This is a genomic window from Natronospira proteinivora (assembly GCF_024170465.1).
Taxonomy (GTDB): domain Bacteria; phylum Pseudomonadota; class Gammaproteobacteria; order Natronospirales; family Natronospiraceae; genus Natronospira; species Natronospira proteinivora.
The window spans coordinates 726,227-745,660 of record NZ_JALJYF010000001.1 but is presented as its reverse complement, the minus strand read 5'-3'; the positions used below and the strand labels follow the sequence as shown (position 1 = coordinate 745,660).

16 protein-coding genes are annotated in these 19,434 nt (G+C 60.4%); 8 read left to right on the top strand and 8 right to left on the bottom strand.

Annotation, left to right across the window (positions count from 1 at the left end):
• Positions 1 to 54 precede the first annotated feature (54 nt).
• Both J2T60_RS03540 and J2T60_RS03535 read left to right on the top strand, forming a co-directional pair.
• Entirely contained in the window at positions 55 to 939 is an 885-nt protein-coding gene (locus tag J2T60_RS03540) for a vitamin K epoxide reductase family protein (RefSeq protein ID WP_253445511.1), read from the top strand.
• Entirely contained in the window at positions 920 to 2,863 is a 1,944-nt protein-coding gene (locus J2T60_RS03535) for an ATP-binding cassette domain-containing protein (RefSeq protein ID WP_366518293.1), read from the top strand. Before J2T60_RS03540 ends, J2T60_RS03535 begins: the two co-directional genes overlap by 20 nt.
• Positions 2,864 to 2,875: 12 nt before the next feature.
• On the opposite strand, the gene J2T60_RS03530 is transcribed toward J2T60_RS03535, so the two are convergent.
• The 6 genes from J2T60_RS03530 to ald all read right to left on the bottom strand — a co-directional run bounded on the left by J2T60_RS03530 (position 2,876) and on the right by ald (position 10,385).
• Positions 2,876 to 3,319 (bottom strand): CBS domain-containing protein, encoded by a 444-nt coding sequence (locus tag J2T60_RS03530; RefSeq protein WP_253445507.1) that lies wholly within the window; start codon positions 3,317 to 3,319, stop codon positions 2,876 to 2,878.
• Positions 3,320 to 3,369: 50 nt separating this feature from the next.
• Positions 3,370 to 4,650, bottom strand: a complete 1,281-nt coding sequence (gene serS / locus J2T60_RS03525) for a serine--tRNA ligase (RefSeq protein ID WP_253445504.1) — start codon at positions 4,648 to 4,650, stop codon at positions 3,370 to 3,372.
• A 91-nt stretch (positions 4,651 to 4,741) separates the two neighbouring features.
• Entirely contained in the window at positions 4,742 to 6,019 is a 1,278-nt protein-coding gene (locus J2T60_RS03520) for a replication-associated recombination protein A (RefSeq protein WP_253447601.1), read from the bottom strand.
• Between the two features lie 56 nt (positions 6,020 to 6,075).
• The gene (lolA, locus tag J2T60_RS03515) at positions 6,076 to 6,732 is read right to left on the bottom strand and encodes an outer membrane lipoprotein periplasmic chaperone LolA (protein ID WP_253445501.1); all 657 of its coding nucleotides are present in this window, start codon (positions 6,730 to 6,732) and stop codon (positions 6,076 to 6,078) included.
• Positions 6,733 to 6,759: 27 nt separating this feature from the next.
• On the bottom strand, positions 6,760 to 9,060 hold the full coding sequence (locus tag J2T60_RS03510; RefSeq protein WP_253447598.1) for a DNA translocase FtsK: 2,301 nt from the start codon (positions 9,058 to 9,060) through the stop codon (positions 6,760 to 6,762).
• A 269-nt stretch (positions 9,061 to 9,329) separates the two neighbouring features.
• Positions 9,330 to 10,385, bottom strand: coding sequence for an alanine dehydrogenase (ald, locus tag J2T60_RS03505; RefSeq protein WP_253445498.1), 1,056 nt, complete (start codon positions 10,383 to 10,385; stop codon positions 9,330 to 9,332).
• Between the two features lie 286 nt (positions 10,386 to 10,671).
• Here ald and trxB point away from each other — a divergent pair, with 286 nt between their 5' ends.
• The 6 genes from trxB to infA all read left to right on the top strand — a co-directional run bounded on the left by trxB (position 10,672) and on the right by infA (position 16,670).
• The gene (gene trxB, locus J2T60_RS03500; protein WP_253445495.1) at positions 10,672 to 11,649 is read left to right on the top strand and encodes a thioredoxin-disulfide reductase; all 978 of its coding nucleotides are present in this window, start codon (positions 10,672 to 10,674) and stop codon (positions 11,647 to 11,649) included.
• A 5-nt stretch (positions 11,650 to 11,654) separates the two neighbouring features.
• Positions 11,655 to 12,812 (top strand): GNAT family N-acetyltransferase, encoded by a 1,158-nt coding sequence (locus J2T60_RS03495; protein ID WP_253445492.1) that lies wholly within the window; start codon positions 11,655 to 11,657, stop codon positions 12,810 to 12,812.
• Positions 12,809 to 13,540 carry a leucyl/phenylalanyl-tRNA--protein transferase gene (gene aat / locus J2T60_RS03490; protein WP_253445489.1) on the top strand — a complete coding sequence of 244 codons (732 nt, stop codon included), beginning with the start codon at positions 12,809 to 12,811 and terminating at the stop codon, positions 13,538 to 13,540. Before J2T60_RS03495 ends, aat begins: the two co-directional genes overlap by 4 nt.
• Positions 13,541 to 13,667: 127 nt before the next feature.
• On the top strand, positions 13,668 to 15,542 hold the full coding sequence (locus J2T60_RS03485; RefSeq protein ID WP_253445486.1) for a methyl-accepting chemotaxis protein: 1,875 nt from the start codon (positions 13,668 to 13,670) through the stop codon (positions 15,540 to 15,542).
• A gap of 88 nt (positions 15,543 to 15,630) precedes the next feature.
• Positions 15,631 to 16,356 (top strand): arginyltransferase, encoded by a 726-nt coding sequence (locus tag J2T60_RS03480; RefSeq protein ID WP_253445482.1) that lies wholly within the window; start codon positions 15,631 to 15,633, stop codon positions 16,354 to 16,356.
• A gap of 95 nt (positions 16,357 to 16,451) precedes the next feature.
• The gene (infA, locus tag J2T60_RS03475; RefSeq protein WP_253445479.1) at positions 16,452 to 16,670 is read left to right on the top strand and encodes a translation initiation factor IF-1; all 219 of its coding nucleotides are present in this window, start codon (positions 16,452 to 16,454) and stop codon (positions 16,668 to 16,670) included.
• 122 nt (positions 16,671 to 16,792) lie between these two features.
• On the opposite strand, the gene clpA is transcribed toward infA, so the two are convergent.
• Positions 16,793 to 19,060: an ATP-dependent Clp protease ATP-binding subunit ClpA gene (clpA, locus tag J2T60_RS03470; RefSeq protein ID WP_253445476.1), complete on the bottom strand. Its 2,268-nt coding sequence runs from the start codon at positions 19,058 to 19,060 to the stop codon at positions 16,793 to 16,795.
• Positions 19,061 to 19,100: 40 nt separating this feature from the next.
• Complete coding sequence (clpS, locus tag J2T60_RS03465; protein WP_253445473.1) at positions 19,101 to 19,433, bottom strand: ATP-dependent Clp protease adapter ClpS; 333 nt, start codon at positions 19,431 to 19,433, stop codon at positions 19,101 to 19,103.
• Position 19,434 lies beyond the last annotated feature (1 nt).

Here is a 19,434-nt window from a genome sequence, read left to right as displayed (position 1 = left end):
GTAGCGTTAACCGTATTCTTGGCGGCGACGAAAAACATTGCAAAAGGTGGTCCCATGTCCAAACAGAAAGCAAAACGTCGACAGGCGAAGAAAGATACCCGACGTGCCATGGAACAGCGCAAGACCCAGCGCCAGCCGGACTGGCCGGTGCTGGGCCTGGCCCTGTTCGGAATGCTGGTAACGGCCTGGCTGACCCTGGCTGCATCCACCACTTCCGGTATGCCGCTGTGTGCCGAGGGTTCCGGCTGTGACATCATTCAGGCGAGCCGCTGGTCCACCCTGTTCGGCATCCCGGTGGCCCTGTTCGGTTTCCTTACCTATGCCGCAATCGCCCTGATCAGCTTTGAGATGCGCCCGGCCACCAAACGCTGGCGGCGACAGTGGTTCATCTCCCTGGTGGGGCTGGCGGTCAGTCTTTACCTCACCGCCATTGGCCTGATTGAGCTTCAGGCGGTGTGCTTCTGGTGCCTGATTTCCCTGGCCACCATCAGCGCCATTTTCATTTGGCTGACCATCAAACGACCAGCAGCCGGCCCCGGACAACCCTGGCGTGACTGGCTGCTCAACACCGGCGCCACCACCCTGGTCATCCTGGCGGTCATGCATCTGCATTACAGCGGCCTGCTCGGCCCCGGCATGGGCCGGGAAGACCCCCAACTGCAAGCCCTGGCCACACATCTGGATGAAGAAGGTGCCCGCTACTATGGGGCGTCCTGGTGCCCGGCCTGCCAGGAACAGGAAGACCTTTTCGGCGCCTCCAGCGAGCGCCTGCCTTTCGTGGAATGCCACCCCCAGGGGCGCAGTGGGCTCATGGCCTCAGCCTGCGTCAATGCCGGGATTGAGCAATTCCCCACCTGGGTCATTGATGGCGAACAGCATGAAGGCATCCTGACACCGGAGGAGCTGGCACGGCTCTCCAATTTCGACTGGGAGGAATAGGACCATCGCAAGCACGGAATCCCTGATACGCATTGACCAGGCCTCGCTGGCCTTTGGCAACCATGTCCTGCTGGACAAGGCCGATCTTTCCATCCCAGAAGGGCGCCGAATCGCCCTGCTGGGCCGGAATGGGGCCGGGAAATCCACCCTGATGCGGATCATCGCCGGGGAAATGGCGGTGGATGAAGGCGTAGTCTGGCGCCGCCCGGAAGCCCGAATCGGTTTCCTGGGCCAGGCCCTGCCACCGGCGGATGAGCGCACGGTCTGGGAGTTTGTCAGTGAAGGCCTGGGCCATGAAGCCGCCCTGATCCGGGAGTTTCATGAGCTCTCCATGCAGACCGATGAAGCCTCCATGACCCGACTGGGCCGGGTTCAGGAGGCCATGGATGCCGCCGATGCCTGGGCGGCCGACCAACGGGTAGCGCATGTACTCAGCCGCCTGGACTTGCATGGGGATCAGACCCTGTCAGCCTTGTCAGGGGGCTGGCGTCGCCGGGCTGCCCTGGCCCGGGCCCTGGTGGCCCAGCCGGACCTGCTGCTGCTGGATGAGCCCACCAACCATCTGGATATCCTGTCCATTGAGTGGCTGGAAGGCTATCTCAAGGCCTTTGGCGGCAGCCTGCTGTTCGTGACCCATGATCGGGCCTTTCTAAAGAACCTGGCCACCGACATTCTCGAGCTGGACCTGGGCAAGCTCAGCCTGTGGCCCGGCAATTATGCCGCCTACGAGCGGGAGCGGGCCCATCGCCTGGAAGTGGAAGCCCGACATCAAGCTGAATTCGACAAGAAACTGGCTCAGGAAGAGCGCTGGATTCGTCAGGGCGTCAAGGCTCGGCGTACCCGTAACGAAGGCCGGGTGCGGGCACTGAAAGCCATGCGGCAGGAACGCGCCCAGCGGCGGGAACGTAGCGGCAATGCGGACTTCGATATCCAGGCCGCGGAACGTTCGGGCAAGCTGGTGCTGGAGGCCCGGGAATTGAGCCATCAACAAGGGGACTGGCATCTTGAACCGCTGGACCTGCGGGTGATGCGGGGCGACAAGATCGCCCTGGTGGGGCCCAATGGTTGCGGCAAGACCACCCTGCTCCGCCTACTGCTGGGAGAACTCGAGCCTGACCAAGGCCGACTTCGTCACGGCAGCAAGCTGGAGCTAGCCTACTTCGACCAGCAGCGCGCGGCCCTCAAGCCCGGCCAGACCCCCATTGATTATGTCGGTGAAGGCCGGGATTTCATCGACATCAACGGCAAGCAGCTGCATGTCATCAGCTATCTGGGCGACTTCCTGTTCAGCCCGGAACAGGCACGGGCACCCATCGATAAACTCTCAGGGGGTGAATCCAATCGCCTGATGCTGGCGCGGATGTTCAGCCAGCCGGCCAATCTATTGGTGCTTGACGAACCCACCAATGATTTGGACCTGGAAACCTTGGAGTTACTGGAAGACCGACTGGTGGACTACGCCGGCACATTGCTGCTGGTCAGTCACGACCGGGACTTTATCGACCAGGTGGCAACCAGCGTCTTGGCCTTCGAGGCCCCCGGCATGGTTCGGGAATACGTGGGTGGCTACAGCGACTGGATCGACCAAGGCGGCAGTCTTGCCGCCTACGAGCAGCAAACCGGGGCGTCACCCGCTACGCAGACGCAGGACAAAGGGGGGAGTAGCAAAGCAAACAAGTCCAGCCCCCCAAAGCGAGCCAAGCTCAGCTATAAACTGAAGCTGGAACTGGATGCCCTGCCCGGCGAGATCGAGACATTGGAGTCCAAGCTGGCTCGTGTACAGGAAAAAGTCGCTGACCCGGAATTCTATCAACAGGACCAGCAAACCATTCGGGACACCCTTGATGAGATGGAGACCATTGAAAAGCGGCTGGAGGCAAAAACCGAACGCTGGCTGGCGCTGGAGGAAAAGGCCGGGGCCTAGTGCAGGGATTCCCTAGATGGTCTCACCGCCGTAGATATAGCTGATCAGATCATCAATGGTGTGTTGCTTGTCCTGGACCACCGCCTTGGTCAGATCCCCGGCGGAGACCATCCCCATCAGCGTCTCGCCATCATAAATGGGCAGGTGGCGAATACGGCGCTCGGTACACAGGGCCATGGCCTGGGAGATGGTGATATCCGGACTCACGGTAACAATCTCCCGGGTCATCACATCCTCCACCAGCAGATGCCCTGGGTCCCGGCCCTCGGCCACCACCCGGCGCATCAAGTCACGCTCGGTGAACAAGCCCCGCAATCCGCCCTCGTCCATTACCAGCACCGAGCCCACATCCCCCGCAACCATAATGCGCACCGCTTCGCGAACCGTGTCATTGAGCCCTACCACATGCAGCTTGCTTGGCTTGCCGCTGAGGATCGATCGCAGGGTCATTTCCATGGTTCAAGCCTCCACGTTAGATAAGGATCATACGGCCATCATAGCGCAAATCAGGCCGGCTGCAGCACTTCGACACCGCCCAGATAGGGCCTGAGCACCTCCGGCACCCGCACCGAACCGTCGGCCTGCTGGCCGTTTTCCAGCAAGGCCACCAGGGCCCGGCCACTGGCCACCCCGGAACCGTTCAGGGTGTGGATATATTCGGGCTTGCCGGTCTCCGGATTCCGCCAGCGGGCCTTCATGCGGCGGGCCTGGAAATCCAGGGTATTGGAACAGGAGGAGATTTCCCGGTAGCGATTCTGCCCCGGCAACCAGACTTCCAGGTCATAGGTCTTGGCCGCACCGAAACCCAGGTCCCCGGTACACAGGTTCACCACCCGGTAAGGCAACTCCAGCTTTTGCAAAACCGTCTCGGCATGGCCGGTGAGTGTCTCCAGCGCCTGCCAGGACTCGGATGGCTTGACCAGATGCACCAGCTCCACCTTGTCGAACTGGTGCTGGCGAATCATGCCACGGGTGTCCTTGCCATAGGAGCCGGCCTCGGAGCGGAAACAGGGCGTGTGGGCCACCAGGCGGCGGGGCAGCTGCTCGGCGTCCAGAATCTCGTCCCGGGCAAAATTGCTCAGCGGCACCTCGGCGGTGGGAATGAGATACCAATCCCGATCGTCCTCCAGATGAAAGAGGTCTTCGCCAAACTTGGGCAGCTGCCCGGTCCCCACCAGGCATTCCCGATTGACGATGTAGGGGACATAGACTTCCTGGTAACCATGTTCGTCAATATGGAGATCCAGCATGAACTGGGTCACCGCCCGGTGCAGCCGGGCCACCTGGCCGGTCATGACCGCAAAGCGGCTGCCGGTGAGCTTGGCAGCCAACTCGAAATCCAGACCATTGAGCCCCACCCCCACATCCACGTGATCCTTGGGCTCGAAATCAAAACTCCCCGGTGTGCCCCAGCGGCGAACCTCCTCGTTCTCCTCTTCATCCGCCCCGTCCGGCACCGAATCATCCGGCAGATTGGGCATGGACAGCTGCCAGTCCTGCAGCTCGCCCTGCAATTCCGTCAGTCGTTCCTGGGCCGCATCCAGGGAGGTCCCCAACTGTTTCACCTCGGCCTTGAGCGGTTCAATGTCTTCGCCCGCGGCCTTGGCCTTGCCAATGGATTTGGAGCGGGTATTACGCTCATTACGCAGCTCCTCGACCCGAACCTGGAGGGACTTCCTCTCCCCTTCCAGCTCGGCGAAGCGCGCCGTATCCAGCGCATATCCACGACGGCCCAATTTGGCCGCCACGCCCTCTAGGTCGCTGCGAAGCAGTTTGTTATCCAGCATGGTCTTGTCAGTCTTTTGCCAGTTGAACGGAAAATTGAAGGATACGCTCACGCAGACACGCGTGAGAAACTACATTAAATATATAATTTAACTACTTGTTTTTTCTCTTATATTCCAAGTCTTTCTGATGCAGACGCTGGAGCTTGTCGGCAATCTTGGCTTCCAGGCCCCGGTCACTGGGCCGGTAATAACGCCGCCCTTCCATACCCTCGGGCATGTAGACTTCGCCAGCAGCATAGGCATCCGCTTCATCGTGGGCATAGCGGTAGGCCCGGCCATGCCCCAATTCCTTCATAAGCTTGGTGGGGGCATTGCGAAGGTGAACCGGCACCGGTCTGGAGCCTTCCGACTGGACATCCCGGCAAGCCGCTTTCCAGGCGGTATAGACCGCGTTGCTCTTGGGCGCCACCGCCAGATAGCTGACTGCCTGGGCCAGGGCCAGCTCCCCTTCCGGACTCCCCAGTCGGGACTGCACCTCCCAGACATTGAGGGTCAGATCCAGGGCCCGGGGGTCGGCGTTGCCAATGTCCTCGGAGGCGACACGAACCAGACGGCGGGCAATGTACAGGGGATCACAGCCGCCGTCCAACATGCGGGCCAGCCAATACAGGGAGGCATCCGGGGCCGAGCCACGGATGGACTTATGCAGGGCCGATATCTGGTCGTAGAAATCGTCACCGCCCTTGTCGAAGCGGCGCCGTTCGCCACCCACCGCCACCGAGGCGACCACGGCCCGGTCCAGGTGACCGCCCTGCCCCAGACCCTCCACCGCCACTTCCAGCAGGGTCAGCGCCCGACGGGCATCACCATCGGCCAGCTGGGCGATTTCTTCCAGGGCCGAGGGCTCCGCTTCGATAGCCAGGGCACCCAGCCCCCGATCCTGATCCGCCAGGGCCCGCTGCAGGAGATCGACCAGGCCGGTCTCATCCAGGGCGCCCAGGCGATACACCCGGGCCCGGGACAACAGGGCATTATTGAGCTCAAAAGAGGGGTTTTCCGTGGTGGCACCCACGAAAACCAGAGTGCCGTCCTCCACCCAGGGCAGGAAGGCATCCTGCTGGGCCTTATTGAAGCGGTGGACCTCGTCCAGAAACAGCAACGTCGCCCGATTTTCCATATCGCGGCGCGCCTTGGCGGCTTCCACGGCTGCCCGGACATCCTTCACCCCGGCCATAACGGCCGACAGGGCCACGAATTCCGCCCCCGAAGCCCGCGCCACCATGCGCGCAATGGTGGTCTTGCCCGTGCCGGGCGGGCCCCAGAGGATCATGGAATGGGGGCGGCCCCCTTCCAGTACTTGACGCAGGGGGCCATTCTCTTTGAGCAGGGATTCCTGCCCCACCAGCTCTGCCGCGGTGGTGGGACGCATGCGCTCGGCCAGGGGGGTGACCGTGTCGCCAATACCCGCCTTATGGTTTGCAGGCTTCACCGGCCAATGACGTCGACGCCGTCGGGCGGGGTGAACTGGAACAATGAGTCATCCAAGTCGGGATTGTGCTGAATGCTGTGAAACTCGATGCGCGTGGTCTGTCCCAGATTGTCCCGCAGTTCCATCAGTTCCACAGTTTCATCCCCCAGGGCAATCCGCACCACCTCGAATTCACTGTCCTGCACACGCGGGGTCAAGCGGAACCAGTGCAGTTCCCCCTGCACACCGTCGTCCTCGATCCGGAAGCTGTCTTCCAGGTCACCGCGGCCAGTCAGTAACATGGCTGGGCTGGTGGCCAGGGTCTCGTCCATGGGCTGAACACTGGCCTGCTCCATGTCAGGCTCATAGATCCACATTTCCTCGCCATCGGAAATGATCAACTGTTCGAAAGGCGTCTGATAATCCCAGCGAAACCGCCCCGGCCGCTTGATGGCAAAGGTCCCTGAGGAAACCTCATCCACGGTGAACTCCGAATCCAGCACCGTCTGCTCAAAGCCGGCCTGCAAGGTCTCCAGACGATCAAGAGCCTGTTTCAATGGGGCCGCATCACCCGCTTCGGACTCGGCCAAGACCGTGCCTGGCAACATGAGCGCCGGCAGGACCAGGGCAAGGGCCAAGCCGTGTGTCCATCGACTGATCTGAAAACGTGGCATCGAAATCTCCATGCAATAAAGGGGATCCTAGTTGGCGTCCGGGGGGGGCGGCGCGATTACCTCACGGGAGCCATTGGGCTGAAGCGGCCCGACAATCCCGGCCTCTTCCATTTCTTCGATCATACGTGCCGCCCGGTTGTAACCGATCTTGAGCCGTCGCTGGACCCCTGAGATTGAGGCTTTACGGCTTTCCGTCACCAAGCGCACGGCCTGGTCGTAGAGGGGGTCGCTCTCATCCCCGCCGTTGCTACCCTCACCCGGTAGACTGGGCATACCCGGCACCGGTTCCGAAGGACCCTTGAGAATATCCTCGTCATAATCCGGTTTACCGCTCTGCTTCAATTCATCCACCACCCGGTGCACTTCCTGGTCGGAGACAAAGGCCCCATGCACCCGCTCCGGCATGGAGGTCCCGGGCGGCAGGAAAAGCATATCCCCGTGACCCAGCAGGGCTTCGGCCCCCATCTGGTCCAGAATGGTTCTGGAATCCACCCGGGAGGAGACCTGGAAAGCAATCCGGGCCGGGATATTGGCCTTGATCAGACCGGTAATCACATCCACCGATGGCCGCTGGGTGGCCAGCACCAGATGGATGCCGGAGGCCCGGGCCTTCTGAGCCAGGCGGGCGATGAGCTCCTCCACCTTCTTGCCGACAATCATCATCATGTCGGCCAGCTCATCGATCACCACCACGATGTGGGGCATGGTTTCCAATTCTTCCGGCTCGCGCAAATCCTCGGGGGCGGCATCCGGCGGCATCCCTTGATGGGCAAAGGGATCCTTTATCGGCTCGCCCCGACTGCGGGCATCACGAATCTTGCGATTGTAACCGGCCAGGTTTCTGACCCCGAGAGCCGCCATCAGTTTGTAACGCCGTTCCATTTCCCCCACACACCATTTGAGGGCATTGGCGGCGTCCTTCATGTCCGTCACCACCGGCGACAAGAGATGGGGAATGCCCTCATAGACCGACAACTCAAGCATTTTGGGGTCGATCATGATCAGGCGCATGTTTTCCGGCGTGTCCTTGTACAGCAGGCTCAGGATCATGGCATTGATGGCCACCGACTTACCCGAGCCAGTGGTCCCGGCAATCAGCAAGTGGGGCATCTTCTGAAGATCAGTCACCATGGGCCGGCCGCTAATATCCTTGCCGAGGGTCAGGGTCAGGGGTGACTTGGAGGCATCATAGGCCTCGGATTTGAGGATTTCGCCCAGGGTGACCAGCTCCCGGTCCTCATTGGGGATTTCCAGACCCACCACGGATTTACCGGGGATCACCTCCACCACCCGGACACTGATGGCGGACATGGCCCGGGCCAGATCCTTGGACAGATTGCTAATCTGGCTGACCTTCACCCCGGCAGCCGGTTGCAACTCGAAACGGGTGACCACCGGGCCGGGATTGACCGCCACCACTTCCACATCCACACCGAAGTCCTTGAGCTTATGCTCAACCAGGCGGCTCATGGCCTCCAGAGAGGCTTCCGAATACCCGCCCTTGCGAGCCGGTGGGCTATCCAGCAAGGACAAGGCCGGCAGCTGGGCCTCTCCGCCCTTGTACGGGGCCGGCTCGAACAGGGGTTTCTGGCGTTCCCGCTCGCTCCGGGCACTGGGTTTGACGTCACTGAGTACCGGTTCGATCTTGGGTGGCTTGCGTTTCTTGGCTTCCCGGGTCTTCTCCCGGACCTCCGCCACCTGCTCACGGCGCTTGCGGCGATCCTGCCACCATTGAAGGAAACGGGCCCAGCGATTACGCAGCTTCTCGGTCAGATCCATGGTGAAACGGCCGGTGGCATCCATCACCGCCAGCCAGGAGAGACCGGTAAACAGGGTCACACCAGTGAAGAACAGGGCCAACAGAATGAGGGTGCTACCCAGATAGCCCAGAGTCTGTTCGGCAAACTCCCCCAGAGAAACCCCAAGCACCCCTCCGGCACCACCAGCTTCCAGAGGCACCCGGGCGGGATCCACGGCCCAGTTCATGGCGCACAGGGTGCTGGCCGTGGCCACGGCCAGCACCAGGCCCAGAAAACGCAAGCCCAGGGTAAGACCATCGACCCCTTCGTCATTGTCATCCCGGGCCCGAAAAATCAGCCAACCACTCCAGACCACCAACACCGGCAGGAGATAAGCAGGGTACCCCAGAAGAAACAGGAGAAAATCAGCCAACCAGGCCCCTGTGGGCCCCACCCAGTTGTTCACAGCCTCGTAGCCGCCGGTGTGGGAAAAACCGGGATCAGCAGGAGAATAACTGGCCAGGGCGGCCAGCAGAACCAGCGCTAAGGCCAGGCAGATCCAGAAAGCCGATTCCCGCAGCCCGCGCATCAGGCGCTGCCGGGAAACCCGGCTTTCACCTTTCTTTGTCTTCGCCTGAGCCAAGTCCCTGCCCCCTATGGAGAATTCATCTCAAAAGACCTACGCAACTTCTTGCTGCACCGGAAAATTACACGCTGCCCCAACGGAGCAATTTCCCTATTTTCGTTGCCTCCGGCCCAGGAAACAAGCCCGGACCGCAAGCACAAGCAAAAACCGGCCGACAGTAGCTGCCGACCGGTCCCCAAACAAGTGCCAATGGGCGAGTAAAAACGACTAATTCAGCCTTCAATAGCCGGATGAACTACCTTGCCGTTTTCCACATTAATGCCCTTGATCAGCGGCTCATAATCTCGCCATTGACCATTGGCCAAGCGCACGCAATAAGGCGCGATGGCGGCGGACAGAGCCTGGGAGGCCGTCCGAGGCACCGCCCCGGGCATGTTGGTGACGGTAAAATGCGTCACGCCTTCCCACTCATAGGTGGGATCATCGTAGGTGGTGGGGCGGGTGCTTTCCACACAGCCACCCTGATCCACCGAGATATCCACCACCACACTGCCCGGCTGCATCCGGCGCACGGCTTCCTTGGAAATCACGTGAGGCGCCCGGGCACCGGCCACCAACACTGCCCCCACTGCGATATCGGCAGTCTTGAGCTGATCAATTACATCATCGGTATGGGGATAAAGGGCAGTCACGTTAGAACCGAAGGTTCGGGCCCAGGCCAGTTTGGCCGGGTCCTTATCAAAGACCACCACTTCGGCACCCAAACCTGCGGCCATCTGGGCGGCATTGCCCCCGGCCATGCCACAACCGATGATCACCACCTTGCCGCGCTTGGCGGCCGGCACGCCGCCCAGCAGAATCCCCTTGCCGCCTTCCGGCTGGTGCAGGAGATGGGTGGCCACCTGAATGGAGATGCGCCCGGCAATGTCGCTCATCGGTGCCAGCAGGGGCAAATTACCGCCTTCTTCCACGGTTTCAAAAGCCACTGCGGTGAGACCAATTTTCTTCAGACGGGCGGTCAGCTCCGGCTCGGCGGCCAGATGCAGGTAGCAGAACAGCAGGTGATCCTTGCGCAGGCGCTTGAGATCGGGCTCAATGGGCTCCTTGACCTTGATGATCATCTCGGCTTTTTCAAACAGCGCATCGGCGGTGTCCAGCACCGTTACGCCCAATTCCCGGTACTGATCGTCAGTATAACCACTTTTCACGCCAGCCGAGGATTCGATGAATACCTCGTGCCCCTGACGGACAAGCTCGCCACAGGCGGCGGGAATCAGGCCGACCCGGCCTTCGAGCGGCTTGAGCTCGCGGGGAATGCCAATGCGCATGTTGCCTCCTTTACGGTGCTGGGACTTCAATTTACCATTAGGGTTTCGCGTGCCAGTTCGGTGACCCGCCCCGACGATACCGTCGGCCGCCCCCTGATCGCGCGCTCCCCAGCCGCGAATCCGGGCCGATTCATCGGCCCACGATCATGCGTTACTGGGGATTCCGCCTGGGCGGCTAAGCAGAGATGGACGCCAATGCGGCCCTGCCGGACTGGAACACTTCAGGAAATACTCAATCGGACCGGTCACACGACACGGTCCAGCATCCAATCGGGAGCCATTATACATGAGCGAAGCCAAGCATTGCCGCCTTCTGATCCTGGGCTCGGGCCCGGCCGGCTATACTGCCGCCGTTTACGCGGCCCGCGCCAACCTTAATCCGGTCCTGGTAACGGGCGTGGAGCAAGGGGGCCAGCTCATGACCACCACGGATGTGGATAATTGGCCGGGGGATGTGAGCGGCCTCCAGGGGCCGGCACTCATGGATCGCATGCGCCAGCATGCCGAGCGCTTCGAGACCGAAATCGTCTTCGATCACATCAACGAAGTGGAACTCAAGCAGCGCCCCTTCCGGCTTAAGGGTGACCAGGGTGAATACACCTGCGATGCCTTGATCATCGCCACCGGCGCCCGGGCCAAATACCTGGGACTGGAATCCGAAGAAGCCTTCATGGGCAAGGGGGTCTCCGCCTGCGCCACCTGTGACGGTTTCTTCTACCGTGAGCAGGACGTAGCCGTGGTGGGCGGCGGCAACACCGCCGTGGAAGAAGCCCTGTATCTGTCCAATATCGCCAATCACGTGACCGTGGTTCATCGCCGCGACAAGCTGCGGGCAGAAGCCATTCTTCAGGATCGCCTGTTCCAGAAGGAGAAAGAAGGCAAGGTCAGCTTCAAGTGGAACTCGGTCCTGGATGAGGTGTTGGGCGATGACATGGGCGTCAACGGCATGCGCATCCGTGACCGGGATAACCCCGAGAAGACTGAAGAGCTCAAGGTGCAGGGGGTCTTCATTGCCATCGGTCACCAGCCCAATACCGAGCTGTTCAAGGGACAACTGGACATGGAAGGCGGTTATCTCACTGTCCAGAGCGGCACCCAGGGCAATGCTACCCAGACCAGCATTCCCGGCGTCTTCGCCGCTGGGGATGTGATGGACCATGTCTACCGGCAGGCGGTCACCTCGGCCGGCACCGGCTGCATGGCGGCCCTGGACAGCGAGAAATTCCTGGAAGCACAGGCGGTTAAAGACGGCCAGGCGGCCTGATAGAAATGCAGGACACCGAGGCGGGCACAATCCGGACCATGGATTTGGCGGATGTGCCCGCCGAGGACTGGGACCAGCTGGTGGGAACGGACCAGCCGGCCATGCAGCATGGTTTTCTGAGACTGCTGGAAAGCAGCGGCGCCGCCAGCCCCGAGACAGGCTGGATTCCCCGCCATCTGGGCCTGGATGACGCCCAGGGACGGTTGAACGCGGCCCTCCCCCTCTACGAGAAAAGCCACTCCTTCGGGGAATTCGTCTTTGATTTTGCCCTGGCTGATGCCTGGCATCGGAACGGGCTGGCCTACTACCCGAAACTGGTCAGCGCCATTCCCTTTAGCCCCCTGGTAGGGCCACGAATCCCTGCCCGAGACAGTCAACAACAAGAGCGCCTGATCGCGGCTCTGGAAGCAGAGACCGGGCAACGAAGCTGCTCCACTGCCCATGCCCTCTTCTGCCGGGAGGATGAAGCCAAAGCCATGCAGGCACGCCACTGGATCCGCCGTGAAGGCTGCCGTTTCCAGTGGCATAACCGGGGCTACACCAGTTTCGACGACTGGTTGGGCCGCTTTCGCGCCAAGAAGCGCAAGAACCTGCGAAGGGAACGGCGCACCGTTCGGGACGCTGGAATCCGCTTCACATGGCAGGATGGGGACGCCGTGCGTGATCTCGACTGGGATGAATACTATCCCCTCTATGCCGCAACCTATTGGCGACGGGGCCAAACCCCTTATCTGCCCAAGTCCTTCTTCGTGCAGCTGTGCCAGCAGCAATCCGACTCCGTGGTACTGATCGAAGGTCGGGACCGGAATGGTGAACTGCTGGCATTGGCTTTCTGCCTGCGCGGCGAGAGAACCCTGTATGGCCGGCACTGGGGTTGCACCCGCGAACTTGATGGCCTGCATTTCGAAACCTGCTACCACCAGGGAATCGAATATTGCATTGCGAACGGCCTGGATTACTTTGATCCGGGTACCCAGGGTGAACACAAGCTGTTGCGCGGCTTCGAACCGGTGACCACCTGCTCCATGCACTGGATTCCCGACCCACGCTTCCATGCCGCCGTTAGCCGCTTCGCCGAGGAAGAAAGAGCCCATAACGCCGCCTATATGGCCAGCGCCCGGGCCCATCTCCCCTTCCACCGCGAACAGGCGCTCGGCCCATGACCCAGCTTCCCTGGATTCCCAAAGGGGCTCCCGCTGAGTTCCCCGACCCCAGCCAGGCCCTGGAGGAACCCAACGGCCTGCTGGCCGCCGGCGGGGATCTTTCTCCAGAGCGGCTGCTGGCGGCCTACCGCCAGGGCATCTTCCCCTGGTTTGATGATCGCAACCCCATCCTCTGGTGGTCACCGGACCCCCGCCTGGTCATTGAGCCGGGCCAGCTGCATATCAGTCGCCGATTGCGGAGAACCCTGCGTCAGCAGAACTACCGGGTGAGCCTGGATCAGGCCTTCGAATCGGTTATCCATGCCTGTGCCGATGTGGACCTAAGGCCCGATCAAGGAGGTACCTGGATCACGCCGGCCATGATTGAGGCCTACACGAGACTGCATCAACGGGGCCATGCCCACTCCATTGAGGTCTGGATGGATGGCGAGCTGGCCGGCGGCCTTTACGGTATCTCCCTGGGCCGGGTCTTTTTCGGTGAATCCATGTTCAGCCGGCGCCGGGATGGTTCCAAGATCGCCATGGCCTGGCTGGATGCCCAGTTGGCCGCCTGGCAGTTCGAACTCATGGACTGTCAGGTCAGCAGCCCTCACCTGCTGCGCATGGGCGCTCGGGAAATCCCACGTCAGACATTCCTCAGACGAGTCTCCATGGCTATCGGTAGTGGGGGCCTGGCCCCCACTGACCAGGGGCACTGGCCCCTCCAGCACCGCCCATCCTGCCTTTAATCCCTACCGGCCCATTCTTCCCCGCCCGGTTTTCTCCACGCTCTAGACTCAAGTCTGCGTCTGTAATGCCGATATCGTTGGAAAGACCATTGAAAATCGTCCAAATGACCAGCACAGGAATTACGTAATGCGGGAAACTGCTTCGCCCCCTCGGCCAAAGAGCATTCTCAAGCGGCTCGATTTTCGCAGCCGACTGACACTGATGATTGTGTCGCTGGTCTTGGCGTCGGTCATTCTGGTGGCCAGTCTGGTCTACATGCAGTACCGGGATTCCTATACCCAGGCCACGGTGAACCAACTTCAGGGTACCGGCGAGATGATGACCGAGTCATTCGCCCAATGGCTGAATGCCCGTCAGGACGAAGTACGCTACATTGCTGGCCTAGCCCCGGTTCGCAACCTGGAAGTGGATCAGATCAATCACTTTCTGGCGCAGCTAGCCGACCAGGACGGCTATTTTGATACCATCTTCTTTGTCTCCCCCAATGGCCGGGGCCTGTCCGGCGTAAGCCATGACGGTGACGCCCGAATCATGTCACCGGAAGAAGCCAACGATTTCCATGTGGCTGACCGGGACTGGTTCCGACAGGCTATCCGAGGGGAAGCGGTATTCTCCCAGCCCCTTGTCTCCCGTGCCACAGGCAATCGAGTCAGCAATGTTGTAATCCCCGTCTATGACGATGCCCAGCAGGTAGCCGGGGTGGTGCGGGCCGCCGTCCGCTTGGACGTGCTCTTTGATCGCATGGAAGATCTGTCCCTGGGTGGGGAATCGGATACCTTTTTGCTGGCCAGTGACGGGACCCCCATCACTCCGATCGCCGCCCTGAGGGGGCAAGACACCACCATCGAGACGCGGGCAGCACAAGCCGTGGCGGCCGGTGAAGATGGCGTCGATCGATACCAAGATGCGGCAGGTACACCGGTTATTGGCAGCTTCAGCTATCTGCCCCGGCTGGACTGGGGCCTGATCGTGGAAATTCCAGAAGCCGAGGCCCTGGCGGATGTCAATCGAATGTTCTGGTTGCTGGTGGGCATCACGGTAATCATCGTGGTGATTGCCGTCGGGGCCAGCCTGGCTGTGGTTCGGTCCGTTATTCGTGTTCTGGGCGGTGACCCCCAACAAGCCTCCGAGGTGGTTCGGCGGGTGGTGGATGGCGACCTCACCCGAAATGTGCCCGTACGCAAAGGCGATACCACCAGCCTGCTGGCTCATATTAATGAGATGCAGCAAAACCTCCGTGAAATGATGGGAGACATAAGGCAATCAGCCGAGTCGGTGAGCACAGCCAGCAATGAAATTTCCCAGGGTAACGACGATCTGGCCAGTCGAACCGAGGAACAATCTTCATCCCTATCGGAAACCGCTACCAGCGTTGAAGAAATCAGTGCCACCGTCAAGGAAACCGCTGAGTCCGCCGGCCATGCCCGAAAACTGACCGAAGGGCTGAATGAAAAAACCAACTCAGCGGAAGCGGTCGGTCAGAAGGCAGCCCAGGCCATGGGGGAGATCAAGAAGGCCAATGAGGAAGTCACCTCCATTATTGAGGCCATTGACGGTATTGCCTTCCAGACTAACCTCCTGGCCCTGAATGCCTCGGTGGAAGCCGCCCGGGCCGGGGAAAACGGCCGTGGCTTTGCGGTAGTGGCCCAGGAAGTCCGTTCCCTGGCCGGACGTTGTGCCGATGAAGCCAAGCGTATCCGGACCGTGGTGGAGTCCACCGTCGACAAGGTGGACGACGGCGAACAGTTGGTTGCCACGTCCAGTGAACGGCTGCACGAAATCGGAGAAGGCGTAAAGCAGGTCAATACCTTCATGAGCGAAATCGCCGCTGCCGCCAATGAGCAGTCTTCGGGCATTGACCAGATCAATCAGGCAGTCAGCCAGCTGGAACAGGTCAACCAGCAGAATGCAGCATTGGTGGAAGAGGCCTCTACGGCCAGTCGCTCTCTGGATGATCAGGCCCAGGATCTGGCTGGACTGCTTCGCCGATTCCAGCTCTGAAACAGAAGAGGCGGGTGGTCCGAAACATCGGAGATAATCACAGCCTGCTAGAATGGGGCCCTCCATCTCAAGGCTTGGAGTGCGCCCCATGCAACGTGACACACCGGCAGCCAATGCCCCCCGTTTGCTGCTCACCGGGGAGCACCCCTGCCCCTACCGGGAGGACCAACTGTCCCGGAATATCGTGGTGGAGCCGGGTTCGGTGCGCGGACGGAGTGATCACACTGCCTTTTCCAGCATCGGCTTCCGGCGCAGCGGTGAATACCTCTATCGCCCCCACTGCAGCGCCTGCTCGGCCTGCATCCCTATTCGGGTGCCGGTGGCGGAATTCGACTGGCGTCGTCGTTATCGACGTTGCTGGCGGCAAAACAAGGATCTCGTGGTAGAGGAAAGGGATACAAGCTTCGATCCTGAAGCCTTCCAGCTCTATCAGCGCTATCAGGCACATCGCCACCCCGGAGGCCCCATGGCCGAGGGGGATGAACAGGACTACCTGGGCTTTATCCAATCCCAATGGGCGGATACCCGAATGATCTGCTTTTATGGAGATGGTGAGCTGGTAGCGGTGGCTATCGTGGATTGGCTTGAGGACGGCGCCTCGGCGGTCTATTCCTTCTATGAACCGTCCCAGTCCCATCGCAGCCTGGGGCAATACACCATCCTCTGGCAGATTGAGGCGGTGCGAGCGCAAAACCGACCTTATGTCTATCTGGGCTACTGGATTCAGGACAGCCCAAAGATGGCCTACAAAACGGAATACAAACCGGCGGAATTGATGCTGGGCGGGCGCTGGAAACGCCTCCTTGCCGACTGAGCGGCCTGAAAACAACGGCTGAATCCTTCCCCGGGGTTGATTAGCCACCGGCGGATCAGTCAAAATCCGCGTTTTCCCAAAATGAGTGAGGTCCAATGGCGAAGGAAGATCATATAACGATGGAAGGCCGGGTCGTGGAAACCCTGCCCAATACCACGTTTCGAGTAGAACTGGAAAACGGGCACATGGTGACGGCTCATATTTCAGGTCGGATGCGCAAGAACTATATCCGAATCCTGACCGGCGACAAGGTCACCGTCGAACTGACCCCCTACGATCTGAACAAGGGTCGCATCGTCTACCGCGGCCGTTAATCCCGCCCGCTGCGGTTACTTCCGACTGCCAGCACCCCTGCGCCATAACGGCTCCCCCGCCCCCAACACGCCATTGATACCGTGTACGGGGGACGGGAGACCTGTGGCTGGTCTTGCCTGGCTTATTTCTCCAGCACGGGATTGTCTTCGGCTGCCTTGATGCTAAGGTCCAGCTCGCCATCCCGAACCCCTACCGTCACCGTGCCGCCGGCCACCAGCTTGCCAAACAGCAGCTCCTCGGCCAGGGGACGCTTGATACTGTCCTGAATCAGACGGGCCATGGGGCGTGCCCCCATGGTTGGATCGTAACCCCGCTCCGCCATCCAGGCCCGGGCGGCTTCGTCCACATCCAGGCTGACCCCCTTCTCTTCCAGCTGGGCTTCCAGCTCGATGAGGAACTTGTCTACCACCTGAGCCACGGTCCGCTGATCCAGGCCCTCGAATTCCACGATGGCATCCAGACGATTACGGAACTCTGGCGTGAACATGCGACGGATCAATTCCATGCTGTCGCTGCTGTTGTCCTGGCCGATAAAGCCCATGGACGGCCGGGCTCGTTCCTGAGCGCCGGCATTGGTGGTCATCACCAGCACCACATTGCGGAAATCCGCCTTGCGGCCATTGTTATCGGTTAGCGTGCCATGATCCATCAATTGCAGCAGAATATTGAAGACCTCGGGATGGGCCTTCTCGATTTCATCCAGCAGCAGAACGGCATGGGGTTTCTTGGTAACCGCCTCGGTCAACAAGCCTCCCTGGTCGTAACCCACATAACCCGGCGGCGCGCCAATCAGGCGGCTCACGGTATGACGCTCCATGTACTCGGACATATCAAAACGGATGAAGTCAATTCCCATCACCTGGGCCAGCTGGCGGGTCACCTCCGTTTTACCCACCCCGGTGGGGCCGGCAAACAGGAAGGAGCCGATAGGCTTGTCCTGATTTCCCAATCCGGAGCGGGACATTTTGATCGCCGAGGATAGGGTTCCGATGGCCTTATCCTGACCATAGATCACCAATTTCAGGTTGCGATCCAGGTTCTTGAGCACATCCTTGTCGGTGGAGGACACAGTTTTCGGCGGAATCCGGGCAATCCGCGCCACAATATCCTCCACATCACTGACATGGATGGTCTTGCGCCGCCGGGTGACCGGGCGCAGACGCATATTGGCCCCCGCCTCGTCGATCACGTCGATGGCCTTGTCCGGCAAAAAACGATCATTGATGTAGCGCGAAGCCAGCTCCGCCGCCGCCCGCAGGGAACGCAGTGGATACTTCACATCGTGGTGTTCCTCGAAACGGCCACGCAACCCCTTGAGAATCTCCACCGTTTCATCCACCGAGGGTTCGGGCACATCGATTTTCTGGAAACGCCGAGACAGAGCCCGGTCTTTTTCAAAGATGCCCCGGTATTCCTGATAGGTGGTGGAACCGATGCAGCGGAGTTCCCCCGAAGTCAGCACCGGCTTTATCAGATTAGAAGCATCCATGACACCGCCGGAAGCGGCCCCGGCACCAATAATGGTGTGGATTTCATCGATGAACAGCACCGAGCCCGGTCGACGCTTGAGTTCGGCGATGACGCCCTTGAGCCGTTTCTCGAAATCCCCCCGGTACTTGGTCCCGGCGATCAGCGCACCCAAATCCAGGGAATAGATGGTGCTGTCTTCCAGGGGGTCCGGTACCTGACCGTCCACAATACGCTTGGCCAGGCCTTCCGCCAGGGCGGTCTTGCCCACGCCAGCCTCCCCCACGAACAGGGGGTTGTTCTTGCGACGTCGGCACAGCACCTGGACGGTGCGCTCCACTTCATCCGCCCGACCGATCAGGGGATCCACGCGCCCTTCACGGGCCTGACGGTTAAGATTGGTGGCATATTTTTCCAGAGGGCTACCATCCCCCTCTTCCACCGTCCCCTCTTCTTCCTCGCTCTGGGCTTCCGGACTCTCCTCCCCGGAAATCTTGGAGATACCATGGGAGATGTAGTTGACCACGTCCAGACGGGTAATGGTCTGCTTGCCCAGCAGATAGACGGCGTGACTTTCCTTCTCACCGAAGATGGCGACCAAGACATTGGAAGCGGTGACTTCCTTCTTGCCCGAGGACTGGACATGGAAAACCGCGCGCTGCAGAACCCGCTGAAAGCCCAATGTGGGCTGGACATCATCACCCTCACTCTCTTCCAGACGCGGGGTGGTCTCGTCGATAAAATGGGCCAACTCCTGACGCAGACTTTCCAGGTCCGCACCACAGGCCTGAAGAATCTCCATGACCTGAGCCGCATCCAGCAGTGCCAATAAGAGATGCTCGACGGTCATGAATTCATGACGCTTCTGGCGAGCTTCCTTAAAGCCGGCGTTGAGACAGAATTCAAGTTCCTTGCTGAGCATGGCGCACCTTTGCTTGAGGCTTAAAGATCAGCAGAGCCATTCAGGCCTGCTCCATGGTGCAAAGCAGCGGATGCTGGTGTTTTTTGGCGTAGTCATTCACCTGGGCCACCTTGGTTTCCGCAATTTCGAAGGTAAACACACCGCAGACGCCTTTCCCCTTGGTATGTACATTCAGCATGACCTGGGTCGCCTTTTCTCGATCCATGCGAAAAAACTTCTGAAGAACCTCCACCACGAAATCCATGGGGGTGAAGTCGTCATTCAGCAAGAGCACCTTGTAGAGGGGTGGCCGGCGCACCTCTGGCCGAGCTTCCTCCACTGCCACGCCGGGATTGCCGGGCGAGGTATCCTTTTGTCCGTTGATCTCGTTCATG